Origin of the sequence: Phenylobacterium aquaticum (assembly GCF_947378715.1) — a bacterium.
GTDB lineage: Bacteria > Pseudomonadota > Alphaproteobacteria > Caulobacterales > Caulobacteraceae > Phenylobacterium > Phenylobacterium aquaticum_A.
This window is the reverse complement of sequence record NZ_CANCLE010000007.1, coordinates 1-18542: the sequence shown is the minus strand read 5'-3', so window position 1 is coordinate 18542 and position 18542 is coordinate 1. Positions and strand designations below refer to the sequence as shown.

Annotated in this window: 20 protein-coding genes; 14 read left to right on the top strand and 6 right to left on the bottom strand. The window is 69.3% G+C overall.

The window, feature by feature from the left end:
- The first annotated feature begins 4 nt into the window (after positions 1–4).
- Positions 5–190, top strand: a complete 186-nt coding sequence (locus Q7P21_RS02210; RefSeq protein ID WP_304168869.1) for a hypothetical protein — start codon at positions 5–7, stop codon at positions 188–190.
- 16 nt (positions 191–206) lie between these two features.
- Here the strand turns inward: Q7P21_RS02210 and Q7P21_RS02205 are convergent, their stop codons facing one another.
- Positions 207–1133, bottom strand: a complete 927-nt coding sequence (locus Q7P21_RS02205) for a flagellin (RefSeq protein ID WP_304168867.1) — start codon at positions 1131–1133, stop codon at positions 207–209.
- Between the two features lie 17 nt (positions 1134–1150).
- Positions 1151–3256, bottom strand: a complete 2106-nt coding sequence (gene flgK, locus Q7P21_RS02200) for a flagellar hook-associated protein FlgK (protein ID WP_304168864.1) — start codon at positions 3254–3256, stop codon at positions 1151–1153.
- Positions 3257–3698: 442 nt separating this feature from the next.
- Here flgK and Q7P21_RS02195 point away from each other — a divergent pair, with 442 nt between their 5' ends.
- The 5 genes from Q7P21_RS02195 to Q7P21_RS02175 all read left to right on the top strand — a co-directional run bounded on the left by Q7P21_RS02195 (position 3699) and on the right by Q7P21_RS02175 (position 8575).
- Positions 3699–5282, top strand: a complete 1584-nt coding sequence (locus tag Q7P21_RS02195; protein WP_304175536.1) for a flagellar hook-length control protein FliK — start codon at positions 3699–3701, stop codon at positions 5280–5282.
- 3 nt (positions 5283–5285) lie between these two features.
- The gene (locus Q7P21_RS02190) at positions 5286–6020 is read left to right on the top strand and encodes a flagellar hook assembly protein FlgD (RefSeq protein ID WP_304175534.1); all 735 of its coding nucleotides are present in this window, start codon (positions 5286–5288) and stop codon (positions 6018–6020) included.
- Between the two features lie 61 nt (positions 6021–6081).
- Complete coding sequence (locus Q7P21_RS02185) at positions 6082–7479, top strand: flagellar hook protein FlgE (RefSeq protein ID WP_304168856.1); 1398 nt, start codon at positions 6082–6084, stop codon at positions 7477–7479.
- A 167-nt stretch (positions 7480–7646) separates the two neighbouring features.
- Positions 7647–7934 (top strand): DUF1153 domain-containing protein, encoded by a 288-nt coding sequence (locus tag Q7P21_RS02180; RefSeq protein WP_304175532.1) that lies wholly within the window; start codon positions 7647–7649, stop codon positions 7932–7934.
- A 251-nt stretch (positions 7935–8185) separates the two neighbouring features.
- The gene (locus Q7P21_RS02175) at positions 8186–8575 is read left to right on the top strand and encodes a DUF5367 family protein (RefSeq protein WP_304175530.1); all 390 of its coding nucleotides are present in this window, start codon (positions 8186–8188) and stop codon (positions 8573–8575) included.
- Here the strand turns inward: Q7P21_RS02175 and Q7P21_RS02170 are convergent.
- A complete protein-coding gene (locus tag Q7P21_RS02170; RefSeq protein WP_304175528.1) occupies positions 8562–8948 on the bottom strand; it encodes a RusA family crossover junction endodeoxyribonuclease in 387 nt (128 codons plus the stop codon). The two genes, Q7P21_RS02175 and Q7P21_RS02170, sit on opposite strands and share 14 nt — an antisense overlap.
- Before the next feature lie 85 nt (positions 8949–9033).
- Here Q7P21_RS02170 and fumC point away from each other — a divergent pair, with 85 nt between their 5' ends.
- The 4 genes from fumC to Q7P21_RS20465 all read left to right on the top strand — a co-directional run bounded on the left by fumC (position 9034) and on the right by Q7P21_RS20465 (position 11444).
- Positions 9034–10425, top strand: coding sequence for a class II fumarate hydratase (fumC, locus tag Q7P21_RS02165; protein WP_304175526.1), 1392 nt, complete (start codon positions 9034–9036; stop codon positions 10423–10425).
- Positions 10425–10850, top strand: coding sequence for a GNAT family N-acetyltransferase (locus Q7P21_RS02160; RefSeq protein WP_304175524.1), 426 nt, complete (start codon positions 10425–10427; stop codon positions 10848–10850). Before fumC ends, Q7P21_RS02160 begins: the two co-directional genes overlap by 1 nt.
- Before the next feature lie 32 nt (positions 10851–10882).
- A complete protein-coding gene (locus Q7P21_RS02155; protein ID WP_304175522.1) occupies positions 10883–11134 on the top strand; it encodes a type II toxin-antitoxin system CcdA family antitoxin in 252 nt (83 codons plus the stop codon).
- Positions 11135–11216: 82 nt separating this feature from the next.
- Positions 11217–11444 (top strand): CcdB family protein, encoded by a 228-nt coding sequence (locus tag Q7P21_RS20465; RefSeq protein WP_368670088.1) that lies wholly within the window; start codon positions 11217–11219, stop codon positions 11442–11444.
- A gap of 3 nt (positions 11445–11447) precedes the next feature.
- Here the strand turns inward: Q7P21_RS20465 and Q7P21_RS02150 are convergent, their stop codons facing one another.
- Complete coding sequence (locus tag Q7P21_RS02150; protein ID WP_304170969.1) at positions 11448–12461, bottom strand: polyprenyl synthetase family protein; 1014 nt, start codon at positions 12459–12461, stop codon at positions 11448–11450.
- Positions 12462–12590: 129 nt separating this feature from the next.
- Between Q7P21_RS02150 and Q7P21_RS02145 the strand changes: the two genes are divergently transcribed.
- Together Q7P21_RS02145 and Q7P21_RS02140 are read left to right on the top strand one after the other, a co-directional pair.
- Positions 12591–13370, top strand: a complete 780-nt coding sequence (locus tag Q7P21_RS02145) for a tRNA1(Val) (adenine(37)-N6)-methyltransferase (RefSeq protein ID WP_304175520.1) — start codon at positions 12591–12593, stop codon at positions 13368–13370.
- Positions 13371–13414: 44 nt separating this feature from the next.
- Positions 13415–14947, top strand: coding sequence for a M28 family peptidase (locus Q7P21_RS02140; protein ID WP_304175518.1), 1533 nt, complete (start codon positions 13415–13417; stop codon positions 14945–14947).
- Between the two features lie 15 nt (positions 14948–14962).
- Here the strand turns inward: Q7P21_RS02140 and Q7P21_RS02135 are convergent, their stop codons facing one another.
- Positions 14963–15847, bottom strand: coding sequence for a LysR substrate-binding domain-containing protein (locus tag Q7P21_RS02135; protein WP_304175516.1), 885 nt, complete (start codon positions 15845–15847; stop codon positions 14963–14965).
- A gap of 126 nt (positions 15848–15973) precedes the next feature.
- Here Q7P21_RS02135 and Q7P21_RS02130 point away from each other — a divergent pair, with 126 nt between their 5' ends.
- Positions 15974–16954 (top strand): sodium-dependent bicarbonate transport family permease, encoded by a 981-nt coding sequence (locus tag Q7P21_RS02130; protein WP_304170965.1) that lies wholly within the window; start codon positions 15974–15976, stop codon positions 16952–16954.
- Positions 16955–16957: 3 nt separating this feature from the next.
- Here the strand turns inward: Q7P21_RS02130 and Q7P21_RS02125 are convergent, their stop codons facing one another.
- On the bottom strand, positions 16958–17770 hold the full coding sequence (locus Q7P21_RS02125) for an acyl-CoA thioesterase II (protein ID WP_304175515.1): 813 nt from the start codon (positions 17768–17770) through the stop codon (positions 16958–16960).
- Positions 17771–17875: 105 nt separating this feature from the next.
- Between Q7P21_RS02125 and Q7P21_RS02120 the strand changes: the two genes are divergently transcribed.
- Positions 17876–18542: GNAT family N-acetyltransferase (locus Q7P21_RS02120; RefSeq protein ID WP_304175513.1), on the top strand; the 667-nt coding region annotated here is incomplete at its 3' end.

The following is an 18542-nucleotide window of genomic DNA, read 5'->3' as shown; positions in this document are numbered from 1 at the left end:
CGTGTTGAGCCCCTATCGCATCTATGTCCTGACCCCGCAGGAGCGCATCAGCGACGCTCAGGAGGCTGACTATGCGGATGATCAGGCGGCGCTGGAGGCGGCTCAGGCCCTGAAGGGCGACCGCTTCGCCGCCGAAGTCTGGTCGGGCGAACGGCTGGTGCGGCGGATCGGCGGCGAGTTCTCGCTCTGACCCCGGCCGGATCGGCCTATTTGATGAAGTTCAGCAGCGAGGTGTCCTTCAAGGTGACGAACACCTGGGCCGCCGCCTGCACCGCCAGCTGAGCCTGCTGCAGGTCGCTGGCCGCCTTGGTCATGTCGGCGTCGGTGATGCCGCCGATCATGCCCTTGATGCTGGTCACCCGATTGGTGAGGTCCTTCTGGACGTTGTCCACCCGGGTCTGGACCATGCCGTTGCGGGCGGCGTTATTGACCAGGTTCTGGTGCAAGGTGGACCAGCTGCTGAGCTGCCCCTCCAGGAAGGTCTTCTGGGCGTCGGTCAGGATGCCGTTGAACGGCCCGGCGCCGCTCTGCTGGAAGGTCTGGATGGTCTGGAACGAGGTCAACAGGTCGGTGCCCAGGCCGTCGGCCAGCAGACCGGTCTTGACCGTGGTGGAGTCGTCGACCTTGGCGTCCACCGTATAGGTGTCGTTGTGGAAGAAGCTGGAGATCGGCTGGCCATTGGTCAGGTCGGCCATGATCTGGGCCGACACCGGCTGGGTGTCGATCTGGCCGCCGGCGAACAGGTATTTGCCGCCATAGCGGGCGTTCAACCCCTCGACCGCATTGCCGAAGAAGCCCTGCAGATCCTGCATCAGGGTGTCGCCCCGGCCGCTGGCCAGGGCGTCGGCGATGGTCTGGCGCACCGAGTCGGCCGAACTCGCCACCTGGTTCAGGGCGAAGTCCTGGGTGGTCAGCTTGTCCACCAGGCGGGCGTTGTTGTCGGTATAGCCCTGCAGCCGGGTGTCCACGGCCCGCATCGAGGTCAGGATCTCGGCGTTGCGCGCATAGTCCTTCAGATTGGTGCCGTTCTTCTGGGTCGCAACCCGGTCGCCGGCGTCGGTCTGGCTCTGCTGAGCGGCCATGATGTTGGTCAGGACCGCGCTGTAGCTGCCTCCCGTCGAAACGCGATTCATCTTGCTAGGCTCCTAGGTCAGATCATGTTCGTCAGGACGTCGAACATGTCCTTGGCCGCGGTGATCATCCGGGCCGAGGCGTTGAACGCCTGCTGATAGGTGGTGAGGCGCACGAGCTCCTCGTCGATATTGACGCCTTCGGTGGCCTGACGCCGCGAGGTGGCTTCGTTGGCGACCGAGGTCGCCGACTTGCTGCTGGTGTCGGCGGCCTGCGCCGTCCGGCCCACCGCCCCGCCGAATTCCGAGGCGTAGCGCGACAGGCTCATGGTCACAGAGCCCAGGGTCCCGGCGGCGTCGAAACTGGTCAGCACGTCGCCCGCCTGGGACATCGACGCCCCGCCGCGCCCGTCGCCGGGGCGGATCGAGGAGGCCGGCGGGGTGGCGGTGAGGTCCAGCTGGGCGAGCGCCAGCTTGGTCGGATCGCCGGTCAGGGTCGGATCGACCTGCAGCCGGCTGGCGCGGCTGGTGCGCTCGAAGGTCGACAGGCCGAACAGCTTGGAGATCGACGGTCCGCCGATGCCGCGCTGGGTGTGGTCGGCGGTCACCGACAGGGTGATGTCGTAGGAGGTCGTGGCCTTGAAGGCGAGCTTGCCGTTCGCGTTCAGGCTGAACTGGCCATACTGACCGACCCCGGTCCCCGTGGCGTTCAGGGCGTCGACCAGTCCCTGCATGTCGCTGGGGGCGGCCGGCACCGGCACGCTGACATCGAACACCGGCTTGCCATTGGCCAGGGCCAGGCGGAAGGCGATGGTGTCGCCGGGCGTATAGCCATTGGCGTCCGAGGCGGTCATGCCGGTGTCGTAATTGGTCGGCCCGCCGGTCGAGCGCACCAGATCGTTCAGGCCGAAGAAGTGCGAGAAGGCCCGCCCGGCCTTCATCGAGGTGCCCTCGTCGATGGCGACGCCGTTCGTGCCGGTGGCCGCAAGGGTGAGCGCCCCGCCGCTGAACGACGCCGTCGCCGTGCCGCCCAGGGCGTTGTTCAGGTCGGTCAGGAAGGAGGCGTCGGCGAAGCCGGTCCCCGCCCCGCCATTGACGCTCATGGTGTGGGCGTCAAAATCGATGGCCACGGTCTGCTGCACCACGCCGGTGTTGTCGACCACCGCCACCGTGGACTTGCCGGTGAAGTGGGCGATGGCGGTCGGCAGGTCCAGGCCGGTGTCGCGGCCGGTCAGGCTGGTGGGCGCCGGCACGGCGGTCGAGGCGTTGTGCACCGCGTTGATGCGGTTGGCGGCCTCGTTCATGAACTCGCCCAGCTGGTCGGCCAGCCCCGGCAGGTTCTTGTCGCGCAGGTCCATCAGCGCCCGCACCTGGCCGGACGAGGCGGCGATCGGCTGAGGCGACCCCACGCCGCCCGAGGGCTCGATGGCGATGAAGGCCTTGGTCGCGTCCGTGCGGTTATAGCTGAGCGTCGCGGCCTGATCGCCGGCCAGCTGGAACCCTTCCTCCGTGCGCACCGTCACCCCGCCGTTTTCGCGCGGCGTGACCTGGATGCTCAGCAACTTGGAGAGCTGGTCCACCAGGCTGCTCTGGATGTTCTCCGAGCCGGAGGAGTCGCCGCGCGACAGCCGCGCCCGGCTGATGTCGGAGTTCAGCGAGTTGATCTGCTTCAGCAGGTCATTGGCGTTGGTGATATCGGTCTGGGCCTGGGCGTCGACCGTGTCCCCCAGCGAGGTGATCTGGGTGTTGATCCGTTGGGCTTCGTTGACGAAGTCCTGGACGCTGGACAGCGCCTGGCCGCGCATCAGGCTGGAGGACGGGTCATTGCCCGCCGCCGAGAACGACGACCAGATATTGTCCAGCCGGGTGAAGAAGAAGCTGTCGCCTGAGGGGTCGCCGAACAGGCCCTGGGCGTTGTCGAGATATTGCGACATCGAGCCCCACTTGGCGGAGTCCGAGGTCGCCGTCATCGAGGCGCCCTGCAGATACTGGTCGGTCACCCGGTTGATGCCGGTGATCTCGACGCCCATCCCCATGCCGCCGACCACCAGCGGCTGCTGGTCCACGGTCTTGCGGACGTAGCCGGTGGTGTTCACGTTGGCGATGTTGTCGGACACCGTCCGCAGGCCGGTCTGGGCCGCGATCAGGCCCGAGGCCGCCGTCTTCATCGCGATGCTCAGGGACATGACATACCCTCCGCCCGGCAACCCTTGCGCGCGACCCGGCGAATTCTGCCGGGACCTTAACTAAGCGCCCGCGCGAGGGGCAGGGAAAAATCCATATAAATCAACACCGACCCATTCGAAGGCCGCTGCCGTCCCGATCATGGGCGCAAGACTGGCGCCAAGATTAACCATAAGGGCCAACCGGGCTCGGCCAGCCGCGCGAACACCCCTCTCTGGACCGGCAAGGGACGCCACATGACCCCCAGGCGCCCGGCAAAAAGCGCCGCGAGCAGAGGTTTCCGAGGCCTTAACGGCCTATTTTTGTCCTTGTTTTTCAATTGCCTGGCCCCACGCCCTGAGTTGGCGCGGAGGTTGCTCTGACAGGTTCGAATGACCGTGGCGCAGCAAGCGCCTTCCCGTCGGACCCTCGCTTCCTCGCTGGGCCCAAGACATCACGGACACCATGGCTGCAGGCTTTTCCATCGCCGCTCAGACGGCTCAGACCTCCGGCGTCGCCGGTGCGGGCGCGAACGCGGCCGTGGGTCTGTTTGGAAAGACCGCTGCGGCCGGCCACGGTCAGGTGAACGGCTTCGAGACGCTTCTGGCCGCCTTCTTCGGCCATCAGGGCATGAACCCGACCGGCGCGGCGGCCAACGCCCTGCTCGCGGCGGCGGGCAAAGCCGCCGGCGCTGACGCGACCCAGGCCAATGGCGCCGCCAAGACCGGCGACGACAAGGCCGCGGACGCTCTGGCCGCCGTCGACGCTCCGGCGAGCCCGGACGCCACCGCCACCGCCCTGCTCTATATGCTCTCCGGCCAGACCCCGGCCGCGCCGCAGCCGGCGACCACCGCCGCCAAGGCCGGTGAAGGCGCTGTCGCCACCGACGACGCCCTGCTCGCTGCTGGCGGCAAGGGCGCTGCGCACGCCGCTCAGACCGCCCGCCTGGCCAATGCGGCCAATGACGCGCTCGACGCCCATGCCGCCGAGATCGCAGGCGACGACGCCGCCGGCGTCCCAGACCTCGGGCTCCCCGCCCAGGCCGCACAGACCGCTCGCGCCGCCGGCCGGGCCGGTCAGGACGCGGCCGCCTATGCGCCAGCTGGCCAGGGGGCCAATGCCGCCGCAACGCCGGTCGCCCCGGTCGCCGCCGCCCAGATCAAGCCGGAGGCCGCGCCGCCCGCCGAGCCGCCGCCCATCGACGCCGCCCAGGCGCTCGAGGTCGCGACGCCGCCCACGCCGGAACTCCAGGCGGTCGCCGCCGAGGCCGCGCCGCCTGCGCTCCTGACACCCGCCGAACGCCCGACCAGCCGCGCCGCCAAGGCCGCCGAGGCCCGTAAGGAAGGCGGCGCCGCCCCGACCACCGCCACGGCGGCGGCCAGCGCGGCCCAGCCGGCCACGGCGACCACCGCCATAGCGGCGACGGGCGCCCAGGCTCAGGGCGCCGATACGGCCGACGCCGTGGACCCGGCGCTCGGCAAGGCCGAGGCCGAGACCAAGACCGACGCCAAGGACCCCACCAACCAGCCCGCCGCCGCCCCGGCCCTGGCCGCCGAGCAGGCGACCGGAACCAGCCGCGCGACCGTACCGGTGCGCGGCTCTCCGGAGACCGTGGCCAGCCTCGCCGCCCAGATCGTCAAGAAGCTGGACGGCCGCACCACCCGGTTCGACGTCGAACTGAACCCCGCCGATCTCGGCCGGGTCGATGTCCGCATCGAGATCGGCGCCCACGGCCGCCTGACCGCCTCCATGTCCTTCGAGAACCCCCAGGCCGCCGCCGAGCTGCGCGGCCGGGCGGATGAACTGACCAAGGCCCTGGAGCAGGCGGGCTTCGACATGTCCGGCGGCATGTCCTTCGACGTCGCGGGAGATCGCGGCCAGGCCAACCAGAACCAGACCGGGCAATCGACCTCCGACGGCGGCGGCCAGGCGCGCGGCCGCGCCTTCCAGGCCGCGCTCGACACCGCCAGCGGCAGCGCCGACGCCGCGCTTTCCAGTGCGCTCGCCTATCGCACACGCCCCGCTGCGGGCGTGGACATCAGGATCTAGATCATGGCTGTCGACTCCACCACGGGCGTCACCACAAACGCCACGACCGACACCGGGGCCCTGGGCAAGGCGCGCCTGGCGGCGAACTTCGACACCTTCATGACGCTGCTGACCACGCAGCTGAAGAACCAGGACCCGCTGTCGCCGCTGGATTCGAACCAGTTCACCCAGCAGCTGACCCAGATGACCGGGGTCGAGCAGCAGATCTATTCCAACGACCTTCTGAAGCAGCTGGTCACCAACACCGGCAGCGGCATCTCGACCGCCGTCGCCCTGATCGGCAAAGAGGTCAAGGCGACCTCGGCCGACGCCGGCCTGGTCAAGGGCAAGGCCGACTGGAGCTACACCCTGCCCTCCGCCGCCGACAGCGTGCAGATCGAGGTGCTCGACGCCAATGGCAAGGTCGTTCAGGTCGCCTCGCCCACCGACAAGACGGCCGGCGACCACACCTACAGCTGGAACGGCAAGGACCTGACCGGCAAGCAGCTGGCCGACGGCGGCCCCTACACCATGAAGATCACCGCCAAGGACGCCTCTGGCGCCGCCATCACCCCGACGGTCTTCGTCAAGGGCGTGGTGACCGGCGTTCAGCAGACCAACGGCAAGACCCTGATCACTCTGGGAGGCGCCCAGATCCCCTGGGAGACCGTCACCAGCATCAATCAGATCGACAGCGCCTCGACGAGCTCCACCTCGTCGACCACCACCAACCCCGCCACGACCGACACGGCCGCCTGATGGCCCACCGGTTCTCCCTGACCTCTGACACGACCTCGACAGTCAAAGAAGGCATGCCCGCATGAGTATCAACAGCGCAATGGCCGCCGGCGTTTCGGGGCTGATCGCCAACTCCTCCGCTCTGGCGGCGATCTCCGACAACATCGCCAACGTCAACACCACCGCCTACAAGCGCAACGCCGTCGACTTCGCCAACGTCGTGACGTCCCAGGCGGTCAAGGGCCGTTACTCGGCGGGCGGCGTCCAGGCCGTGACCCGCACCTATGTGGCGCAGCAGGGCCTGATCCAGACCGCGTCCTCGCCCACCGATCTGGGCATCTCCGGCGACGGCTTCTTCGTCGTCACCGACAAGAGCTCGGGCCTCACCGCCTCCGACCCGCGCAAGTTCACGCGCTCGGGCTCGTTCAGCGTCGACGCCGACGGCTTCCTGGTCAATGACGCCAAGCTCTATCTGCAGGGCTGGCCGGTGGCCAATGACGGCACGGTCGACACCAGCCCGTCCGACCTGAGCAAGATGTCGGCGATCAACGTCAAGAACCTGGGCTCGGCGGTTCGCGCCACCTCCAACGTGGTCATCAACGCCAATGTCGACCAGCGCGGCATCACCGGCTCGGTCGGCGACACCGGCTATGTCGCCACGGCGGCCTCCACCTCCATGGCGGGCTACGCCGACAACCCGCAGGGCAACACGGTCTATAAGCCCGACTTCACTATCGAGATGAACGTCATCGACTCGGTCGGCGACACCCACAAGCTGGCCATGTCCTTCCTGAAGGACTCCACCGCCCCCAACACCTGGCACGCGGAAGTCTATGCGGTCCCGGCCAGCGACGTGGTGGCCAACGGCAACTCCGGCCAGCTGGCCTCGGGCTCGGTGGTGTTCAATTCGGACGGCACCTTCGACAAGACCAACACCACCCTGTTCGGCGGCGCGGGCAACACCCCGTCCCTGACCATCGACTCCTCGACCGGCGGCGTCGCCCCGGCCTGGGCCGCCAGCAAGGGTCTGGCCTCCTCGACCATCGCCCTCGACCTCTCCAAGCTCAGCCAGTACGCCTCGGTCTCCAGCGTGAAGTCGGTGAACCCCGACGGCGCCCAGGTCGGCAACGTGGTCGGCGTGGAAGTCGACGAGAGCGGCGTGGTCTCCGCCATCTTCGACAACTCGGAAATCCGCAAGATCGCCCAGATCGGCCTGGCCACCTTCCCGAACCCGGATGGCCTGAAGCCGGTCAGCGGCAATGCCTATCAGCCGACCATTCCGTCCGGCGACTTCTCCGTGAAGCAGCCGAAGGTCGCCGGGGCCGGCCAGATCGCCTCCTCGACCTTGGAAGCTTCGACCGTCGACCTGTCCGCCGAGTTCACTGGCCTGATCTCGACACAGAAAGCTTACTCAGCGTCCTCGAAGATCATCACCACGGCCGACCAGATGTTGGAAGAGTTGATCAGCATTAAGCGATAAGTCTTGATGTTAATCAGCTTTAACTTGCCTCGACATCTTTGACTGTGTCGGTTTAGTACACGGGGGAGCGAATGGTTAGACCTTTCTTTACTATTGCGATTCACCGGCTGTTATGTCCTGCCGGTTATATTCCCACTGAAGAATGATGGTGGGAAAGGCGTAAAGCCATGTTGCAACAACAGCAGACCCGGACGAACAGCCGTGGCGAACCTTACGTGATCGGCCCGACCGGCGCGCCTTTGACGATCGGCGACCTTCCGCCGACGGACACCGGCCGCTGGGTCATCCGGCGCAAGGCGGAAGTCGTGGCTGCGGTCCGTGGCGGACTGCTCACGCTCGATGAAGCCTGTGAGCGCTATTCACTGACCAACGAGGAATTCCTCGCCTGGCAGAAATCTATCGACCGGCACGGTCTCGCCGGCCTGCGGACCACCCGTCTGCAACAGTATCGCTGAACCCCTAGCTCCCCCCAGACTAGGTTCACGACCCGCGCCCGCATCCCCCCAGATGCGGGCGCAACTGTTTTTGAAAGATGGGCCCGCATCCCCCCAGATGCGGGCGCAACTGTGTCTGGACGACGGACCCGGTTGTCCGCACATCCTCGCCCAGCGAGCGACCCTTCCCGGACCTTCGTTCTCCCAACAGGCGTTCCTTGGCACGCCTGTCGCAAGCCTGTGCTTGCATCAGGCGTACGGAGGGGGAAACCGTGTCGAAACAGGACGGACTTTGGTTTGGGGCGGTGGGCGCGCTGGTCTGGGGCGCCGCGACCCTGTTCTACGTGGCCTTTGCGCGCGGCGTGATCGAGCAGGCCTTCTGGTTCTACGCCCTCAACGCCGTGCTGGTGGCCGCCGCGACGGCGATGTTCTTCCAGCTCACCGCGCGCCTGCGCCACCTGCCTCGCCGCAGGCGGGTGATCGCGGCGCTGATCTATGCCGCGCCGGGCGTGCTGGGGGCCTGCGCCCTGGCGGTGAACTTCGCCCGGCTGCTGCCGCAGATGCCGCCGGAAAGCGTCGGCCGCTACACCACCCTGGTGATCGTCGCCAACGCCCTGCTGATCGCCCAGGCTCTGGAAAAGCCCGCAGCTAAGCGGGCCTGATCCGCCAGTCCTCAGCCTCGGTCAGCCGGGTCACCAATATGGTCATCCGCTCTCGCTCCCCGGCCCGGCGCTCGACCAACAGCCGCGCCACCTGGGCGTCGTCGTGGAAGGCGTAGCCCTTGATCGCGTCCAGCAGGGCCTTGGCCAGGTTGTCGAGGTCCATCCATGGCGGGTCGCCGACATATTCCATCAGTATCTCGACCGCGTACTCGCCCCAGGCCGGCCGCGATCCGCGCCAGGCCTTGCGGAAGAATTCGTAGATCAACGGCTTGTAGTAGCGCGCTTGCGTCGTCACGCCGTCGACAACGATCTCGATCCCCGCCGGGATCGACCGCGCCCGCACCTTGCCGTGCTGTGTCCAGGTCTCGTCCATTGACGGTCCATAGGGCCTCTCGTTCTTGCAGTCTCGCCCGTGTTCGCTAAACCGGCGCGGCGAACTGGCTGGAGGCTTGAAAGACATGACCGCGACCCGCACCGAATCCGACACCTTCGGCCCCATCGAGGTCGCGACCAACGTCTATTGGGGCGCTCAGTCCCAGCGCAGCCTCGGCAATTTCAAGATCGGCTGGGAGAAGCAGCCCAAGCCCGTGATCCGGGCCTTGGGCATCGTCAAGCGCGCCGCCGCCGAAGCCAATATGGAGCTCGGCCGCCTCGACCCGGAGATCGCCAAGTTCATCATCGCCGCCGCCCAGGAGGTCATCGACGGCAAGCTCGACGACCACTTCCCCCTGGTGGTCTGGCAGACCGGGTCGGGCACCCAGTCGAACATGAACGCCAATGAGGTGATCTCGAACCGGGCCATCGAGATGATGGGCGGGGAGATGGGCTCCAAGAAGCCGGTCCACCCCAACGACCACGTCAATATGAGCCAGTCGTCCAACGACACCTATCCGACCGCCATGCACATCGCCTGCGCCGAGCAGGTGGCCCGCGAGGTGATGCCGGCGCTGGAGCATCTGCACGCCGCCCTGGCGGCCAAGCAGGAGGCCTTCGCCCACATCATCAAGATCGGCCGCACCCACACCCAGGACGCCACCCCCCTGACCCTTGGCCAGGAGTTCTCCGGCTATTCCCAGCAGGTCGCCAGCGGCGTCCGGCGGATCAAGACCACCCTGGGCGGCCTCTATGAACTGGCCCAGGGCGGCACCGCCGTCGGCACCGGCCTCAACGCTCCCGTGGGCTTCGCCGAAAAGGTGGCCGAGAAGATCGCCGCCATCACCCACCTGCCCTTCGTCACCGCCCCCAACAAGTTCGAGGCCCTGGCCGCCCACGACGCCATGGTGTTCAGCCACGGGGCGCTCAACACCGTCGCCGGTTCGCTGTTCAAGATCGCCAACGATATCCGCTTCCTGGGCAGCGGCCCGCGCTCGGGCCTGGGCGAACTCAGCCTGCCGGAGAACGAGCCGGGCTCGTCGATCATGCCCGGCAAGGTCAATCCGACCCAGTGCGAGGCCCTGACCATGGTCTGCGCCCAGGTGTTCGGCAACAACGCCACCATGACCTTCGCCGGCGCGTCCGGCCATTTCGAGCTCAACGTCTTCAACCCGGTCATGGCCTATAATTTCCTGCAGTCCTGCCGCCTGCTGGCCGACGCCGCCATCTCCTTCACCGACAACTGCGTGGTCGGCATCGAGGCCCGCGAGGACAACATCAAGGCCGCCCTCGAGCGCTCGCTGATGCTGGTCACCGCGCTCAACGGCAAGCTCGGCTACGACACCTGCGCCAAGATCGCCAAGGCGGCCCACAAGAACGGCACCACCCTGCGCGACGAGGCCGTCGGCGGCGGCTATCTGACGAACGAGGAGTTCGACCTCTATGTCCGTCCCGAGAAGATGATCAGCCCGGGCTGATGATCCAGCTCGTCCGGATCGAGGACGGCCTCCCTGAAGGCTTCGAGCGTCTTCGCGCCGAGGCCGCCGCCGAGGGTCACCGGCACATGGACCGCCTGGCCGCCGAGTGGGCGGCCGGTGAACCGCGCTTCGTCGCCCTGCTGGCCGCCCTGGCTGGCGGCGGCCTCGCCGGGATCGGCGGCCTGACCGTCGAACCGGAACCGTCGGAAGAACCCGCCCTGCGGATGCGCCGGCTCTATGTCGGCCCCGCCCATCGCCGCGACGGCGTCGGCCGCGCGATCGCCACCGCCCTGATCCAGGAAGCCTTCGGCCAGACCGCCCTGATCACCGTCCACGCCGGCGGCGACGCGGCGGCGGCGTTCTGGGAGGCCCAGGGCTTCACCTCCGTCGCGAACCGCCCCTGGTCGCACCAGCTGCGCCGCTAGCCGGACGCACGGAACCGGATTATCTTCGGCCCATGGGCAAGACCGAACTCAAGATCGACGCCGATCTCCTCGCTCAAGCCGAGGCCGCCGGCGTGCTGACTGAACGCGTCGTTGAACGTGCGCTGCGTGAAGCTCTGCTGGCCGCTTCAGGCCCAGCCGCGGCAGCTGCGGCGGCTGACGCCAGGGCTGCGAAGTGGGCGGAAGAAAACGCCGAGGCCATCGCCGACTACAACCGACGCATCCGCGAGCGAGGCGTCTTCAGCACCGGTTTGCGGACCTGGTAGGTGCGGCAGTTCGACGTTCTTGAGAATCCGAACCGAGCGACGCGACAGCACAGCCCGTACTTGATGGTCCTTCAGTCCCACCATCTGGAGCCGATCGAGACGATCTTTTCTCACCCCGCTGGTTCGCGACGGTCAGAGGGCACTGACCTCCGTCGACCTGGCGATTGAGTTCCGAAGCGAGTCGCTACTGCTCGCCCTCGCCGAATCCGCAGGCGTGCCAAAGGCGGGCTATGGCCCCGCGATCGCCTCCCTCGCCGCCTACGAAGACGAGATCCGCCGCGCCCTGGACCGCCTGTTCACCGGCTTCTGAGCGCTACATCTTCCGCTGAACGGCGAAGTCGGCCAGGTCTTCCATGGCCGGGCGCCAGCTGTTGGACGCCGCGAATTCGCCAAGCGCCGCCTTGGCGTCGTCGGCATAGTGGGCGGCCAGCTCCAGGGTCGCGGCCTCGGCGCCGGTCTCGGCGATCAGCCGGCGAGCCCGTTCGAAGTCGCCGTCCTCCTGCTCGCGCCGCGCCACGGCCCGGTCCCAGAAGGCCTTCTCGGCCGGCCCCGTGCGGGCGATGGCCAGCAGCAGCGGCAGGGTCGCCTTGCCTTCGCGGAAGTCGTCGCCGGAATTCTTGCCCAGCGTCCCGGCGTCGCCGGAATAGTCCAGCGCGTCGTCCACCAGCTGGAAGGCCAGGCCCAGGTTCTGGCCGAACCGACGCAGGTTGCGGCACTGCTCGGCGCTGGCGCCGGCCGACACCGCCCCGGCCTCGGCCGCCGCCGCGAACAGCTCGGCGGTCTTGGCGCGAATGATGTCCAGATAGGTGTCCTGCGGCAGGTTGAGGTCGTGGCTGCGGGTCAATTGCAGCACCTCGCCCTCGGCGATCACACGGCTTGCCCGGGCCAGGATTTCCAGCGCCTGGATGGAGCCGGCCTCGACCATCAGCTCGAACGACCGCGCGAACAGGAAATCGCCCACCAGCACGCTGGCCGGCGCGCCCCAGATCAGGTGCGCGGCGACCTTGCCGCGACGCAGCTCCGAGGAATCCACCACATCGTCGTGCAGCAGGGTGGCGGTGTGGATGAACTCAACCGAGGCCGCCAGCTTCAGGCAGGCGTCGTCGCGGGCCCCGGCCAGGCGCGCGGCGGCGATGGTCAGCAGCGGCCGCAACCGCTTGGCCGAACCGCCGATCAGATGCTCGGCGAGCGCCGGGATCACCGCCACCGGACTCTGCATGCGATCGCGGATCAGGGCGTCGACGCCGGCCATGTCCGGGCGCGCAAGCTCGAGGAGCCTATCCACCGAGGCGGGCTTGGCGACGACCGCGGCGCTGGCTGCGTCCACGAAATCTCCAGTCATGGGCATGGGACCTGGGGGAGTCCCGTTTGCGAAAGCACAATGGGAACGCGATAAGGCACGGTCAAGGCGAGCACAAGCCGCGCGCCGCCCCCCATCGGGTTCCCCACCGTTTCCATGCGCGACATCCCGCCCGCTTCCGCCCCGTCCGAACCCGCTCCCGACACCACGGAGGATCGCCTGCTGGACGGCGCAATCCTACTGCGCCAGTCGGCCAAGGGCTATCGCGCCGGCCTGGACGCGGCCCTGCTGGCCGCCGCCTGCGACGCCGCTCAGGGCGCGCGGGTGCTGGAGGCCGGCTGTGGTCCCGGCGCGGCCCTGCTGGCGGCGGCGGTGCGGCGCCCTGACGCAGGCTTCACCGGGGTGGAGCGTGATCCCGCCGCCGCCGCCCTGGCCCGGGCCAATGTCGCGGCCAATGGCCTGGCCGGCCGGGTGGAGATTCTCGAGGCCGACATCGGCCAGCCCTTCTCGCGCCTGGGGCTGAAGCCCTTCGACGCCGCCTTCGCCAATCCGCCCTTCTTCGACGACCCCGGCGCCCTGCGCGCGCCGCATCCGGCCAAGACCGAGGCCTGGATCGCCGAGGGCGGGCTGGCGGCCTGGGCCGGCTTCCTGACCAAGGCCGTGCGCGAGGGCGGGACCATCACCCTGATCCACCGTGCCGATCGGCTGGCCGACATCCTGGCCCTGCTGGCGCCCAAGTGCGGCGGGTTCCAGATCCGCCCGATCCACCCCCGCGCCGACGCCCCGGCCAAGCGAGTCCTGGTCCGGGCCATCAAGACCGGCAAGGCGCCGCTACAGATCCTGCCCGCCCTGGTGCTGCATCCGGACGAGGGCGCCAAGCACACGCCGGAAGCCGAGGCGATCCTGCGCGGTCAGGCCGCCCTCGGCTGGGCATAGGCGCGCGATCGGCTAAGGTCCCAGGCGTCCCGCCCGGAGTTCCCATGCGTATCGCCCTCGTCCTCGCCGCCGCCCTCTTCGCCACCTCGGCCCTGGCCGCCCCCCATCCCCGCGACGCCGAGATCAAGGACGCCGACACCCGGGCCTGGTGGCATGCGAGCGAGGCCCTGTCCGGAGACGACATGGAAGGCCGAGATGTGGCCTCGCCGGCCTATGACCGCGCCGCCCACCTGGTCGCCGACCGCTTCGCCAAGGCCGGCCTCAAGCCGGCCGGCGAGCACGGAACCTGGTTCCAGGAGGTCCCGCTGCACGAGGTGGCGGTGACGTCAGCCAGCTTCGCCCTGGTCCGGCCTGACGGCGGCCAGGCGCCGCTCGTCTTCCTGCATCAGATCTCCATCCGCCCGACCGAGGACAGCCCGGCCGGCCTGGAGGCGCCCCTGGCCTTCCGCGGCTATTGCGCGCCCGCCGACCTGACCGACATGGCCGGCAAGATCGCCGTCTGCTTCAACACCCGGCGCAAGGGCCTGACCACGGCGGCCCAGCGGATCGCCGCCGCCCAGGCCGCCGGCGCGGTCGGCGTGGTCCAGGTCGATGATCCCGGCTTCACGATCGAGCCCTATCGCTGGCCGGCGGCCTACGCCCGCGCCATCGCCTTCGCCGACGCCAAGCCCGCCCCGGCCATCCCGGCCATGACCCTCAGCCCCGACGGCTTCGAGGCCATGATCGCCGGCTCCGGCCAGTCCGCCGCCGCGATCCTCAAGGCCGGCGGCGACAAGCAGCCGCTGCCCGCGTTCGACATCCCTTCGCGCCTGAAGCTGAGCCTGACTTTGGCGCGCCGCGACTACACTTCGAAGAACGTGCTCGGCGTCCTGCCGGGGACCGATCCCGCCCTCGCCCGCCAGAACCTGGTGCTCAGCGCCCACCTCGACGGCTACGGCTTCGGCGAGCCGGTCGGCGGCGACAGGCTCTATAACGGCGCCCTCGACGACGCGGCCTATGTCGCCCTGCTGGTCCGCCTGGCCGAGCGCCGGCATGGCCATGGCTATCGGCGCAGCGTCGTCTTCGCCGCCTTCACCGGCGAGGAAAAGGGCCTGCTCGGCGCCAACTGGTACGTGAAGCATCCGACCGTGCCGGCCGACAGCCTGGTCGCCGACCTCAATCTGGATCAGCTGCGCCCGCTGTTTCCCCTGAAGATCCTCACGGCGCTCGCCGTCGACGACACCAGCCTGGGCGCGACCGCCCGCCAGGTCGCCGGGTCGATGGGCATCGAGATCCGCCCCGACCACGAGCCGGAACGCGGCCTGCTCGGCCGCGCCGACCACTGGCCGTTCATGGGCATAGGCGTGCCGGCCATCGGCTTCATCTTCGGGTTCGATCCGGGGACCGAGGCCGAGGCCCGCTATCGCGAATGGTACCGCGTCCGCTACCACCGCCCCCAGGACGACCTGACCCAGCCGATGGACTTCGACGCCGCCACCCGTTTCAACAGCTTCTTCTACAAGCTGACCGCCGCCGTCGCCGACGCCGAAGCCCGCCCATCCTGGACGCCGGGCAGTCCGCTCGCGCCCAAGCCCTAGTCGGCCCCAGGGAGATCATGCCGGCCCCATCGCCTGCTTGCGATCCAGGGAGCTCAGCACGAATTCCGCCAGGCGGTCGGCCGCCGTCGGGATCGCCGCACGCGGCTTCAGCAGCGCGATCTCGGCGTCCTCCAGCCAGGGCAGGTCCTCTGCGGCGCCCAGCACCTTGAGGTCCGGTGGGACCATGTCGCGCGGCAGCACGGTCAGGCCCAATCCTGCCCTGAGCGCCGCATGCTGCCCGGCCAGGGAGGGGCTGGTATAGGCGGCCCGCCAGGTCCGGCCGCGCGCCTCCAGGGCCGCCACCGCCCGCTTGCGGTAGACGCAAGGCGCCGGCGCCACCACCAGGGGCGCAGGCTCCCCCGGCTTGAGCACCGCCGCGTCGGCCGCCACCCAGACCAGGGGCTCGCGCCAGACCCGCACCCCCAGGTCCGGCCCCAGGGGCTCGCGCTTGACCAGGGCCAGGTCCAAGGCCCCCTCGCGCAACCGATCCAGCAGGTTGAGCGTCAGGTCGCAGGTCACCGCCAGCGCCACTTTCGGGTGGGCGCGGGAGAACTGGCCCAGGATCTCCGGCAGGTGGACCGTGGCGAAGTCCTCCGGCGCCCCCAGCCGCACCTCGCCCTCCAGGTCGTCGCCGCGCAGATCGGCGACGATCTCGTCATTGACCCGCAGCAACCGCCGCGCCTGGGGCAGGAACGCCTCGCCCGCCGAGGTCAGCACCACATGGCGCGGGTCCCGCGACAGGAGTTGCGCGCCCAGCCGATCCTCCAGACGGCGCATCTGCAGGCTGATCGCCGACTGGGTCCGCCCCAGCCGCGCGCCGGCCCGGGTGAAACTCCGCGCCTCGGCGACGGTCACGAAGGCCCGCACCAGGTCGAGCTCAAGATTGACGATCCGATCCATTCACCACTCCATCATTTCATTCTCTAATGATGAAGATGACAGCTTTCAACGCGCCTCATCGTCCCCCGCCCCCTATGAGCCGCCCCGCCGAGCGGCCAAGGGGGCCGCCGCACACCGGGGGCTCGCATGTTCGACACCATCACCGCCGCTGCGCATCTGGGGCTTCAGAACCTCATTGCGCCGGCCGTCCTGTTCTTCGTCCTCGGCATGGGGGCCGGCTTCGCCAAGTCCGACCTCGCCCTGCCGCCCGGCGCGGTAAAGACCTTCGCGCTCTATCTGATGCTGTGCATCGGCTTCAAGGGCGGGGTCGAGGCCGCCAAGGCTGGCTTCCATACAGGCTTCCTGCATGCGGGCCTGGCCGGATTCGCGCTCAGCCTGCTCATGCCGCTCCTGACCTTCCCCCTGTTCCGCACCCTGGGCGGCCTCGACCGCAAGACCGCGGCCGCCACGGCGGCGGCCTTCGGCTCGGTCTCCGTGGTGACCTTCGCCACCGGTTCGGACTTCCTGAAGGCCCAGGGCGTCCCGTTCGGCGGCTATATGGCGGCGGTCCTGGCCCTGATGGAGGCGCCCGCCATCCTGACTGGCCTGCTGCTGGCCCGCAGCCGGGACGGCGTCCATCGCGGCGGCGATGTGCTGCGTGAGGTCTTCCTGGGCGGCCCGGCCCTGGTCCTGGCCGGCAGCTTCGCCATCGGCCTGGCCACGGGCGAGCGCGGCCTGGCCAAGCTCGACCTGTTCGTGAACCCCCTGTTCCAGGGCGTGCTGTGCCTGTTCCTGCTGGAGATGGGCATCACCGCCGCCCAGAGCCTCAACCACGCCGCCCGCCTGCCGCCGCGACTGTTGGCGCTCAGCCTCGTCCTGCCCCTGGTCGGCGCGGCGGCGGGCCTGGCGCTGGCCAGGCTCGGCGGCCTATCGGTGGGTGACGCGACCCTGGTCGCCCTGCTCGCCGCCTCGGCCTCGTACATCGCGGCCCCCGCCGCCATGCGCCTGGCCTTGCCCGAGGCCCAACCCGGGGTCTATCTCGGCCTGGCGCTGGGCGTAGTCTTCCCCTTCAACCTGATCCTCGGCATCCCGCTGTACCGCATGGCGGCCGAGCATCTGATGCGGTGAGGCCTATTCCTTGAACCAGGTCACCTGGTGGCTCACGGCCAGCAGCACCCCGTCGTCGCCCCACAGTTCGGCGGACTGGTCGGCGAAGCCGTGGCGGAAGGCGCGGGCGTCGGCGAGCCCCAGCAGGGGCCGCGAACCTTGCGCCGCAAGGGTCGCCTCATTTGCCAGGAAATAGGTGGTCAGGGACACGGTCGCGACCGGGGCCATATGGCCGCGCACCAGCAGGATGCGGACCAGGAAGGTGTCGGCCAGGGCCGAGAGCGCGACATAGTCCAGGGGCCGCTCCGGCAGGTCGCGCATCCAGACCAGGGTGTCGGCCGGCGCGAGCTCCCCTGGCGGGTCCAGGTCGAACACCGTCCGTCCGCTCATCACCCGGAACTCATAGCGGTCGAACCAGGGCATGCGACCCGCCGTCGGGATCGGCGCGACCTCGGCGGCTGGCGGAACCTTGGGCGGGCTCTTCGGCGCATGGGCCCAGGTGTCACGCTCGGCGCCGGTCACGAAACTCGCCGTGGTCACCACCACCTCGCCCTGGCGCATCACGGCGTTCCAGTGCTGGGTGGAGCGGCCGTCGCGCACCAGTTCGACGGTGATCTCGAACTCGCCCTTGGCCACCGCCGCGCAGAAGTTCACCGTCTGGGCCACCGGCCGGCCGCGCCGTTCAGGATGGGCCAGCACCGCCTGCATCATCAAGGCCGCCGTCGCCCCGCCGAACGGCCCGGCCATGTTCCAATAGGCCGGGTGGGTCCGCCCCCGGAACCGACCCTCGCCCAGGGGTTCGAGGGTGGTGGCGAGGTCGAGGGGGTGCGGGGACATGCAGGCTCCGAAACGGTCAGGGGCGCATCATCGCGGCGCCCCACCTTGCTGTCGACCGCCCCGCCGGACTTTGCCTCCATCTGGGGTCGCGATAGGACTTGGCCCATGTCCGCCGAACATCCCCTCGATCGCCCGGTCTGGTCCGCCCTCACCGGCCGCCAGGCTCCCCTCGCCGTGCGCCAGGGTCAGGCCCTGCGCTTCGATCCGGCCATCGGCCTGTTCGCCGCCATACCGGACACCTCCCCCGCCAGCCTCGCCGACCTCGGCGCCCTGGTCCGCGCCCACGGCGATGTCGCCCTGGTCGAGCCCGCCGCCCCGCCGCCCGTCCCGGGAACCCGCGTCGTGTCCGAGGCCCTGTGCTGGCAGATGGCGGCCGAGGGCGAGATCACGGTTCCGGCCGCGCCCTTCGAGGTCCTGGCCCTCACCCCCGCCGACGCCCCCGACATGCTGGCCCTGGCGACCCTGACCCAGCCCGGTCCCTTCTATGAGCGCACCCACGAACTCTCCCCCTTCATCGGGGTGAAGGTCGCTGGCCGCCTGGTCGCCATGGCCGGCGAGCGCATGCAGCCCCAGGGCCACGCTGAGCTCAGCGGCGTCTGCACCCACCCCGACCATCGCGGCCGGGGCTACGCCGCCGCTCTCATGCGCCGCATCGCCGCCCGGGTCCGCGCCCGGGGCGAGACGCCGATCCTGCATGTCTATGCGAGCAACACCGGAGCCATCGCCCTCTACCAGACCCTGGGCTTCGCCTTCCGCCGCGAACTGGTGATGA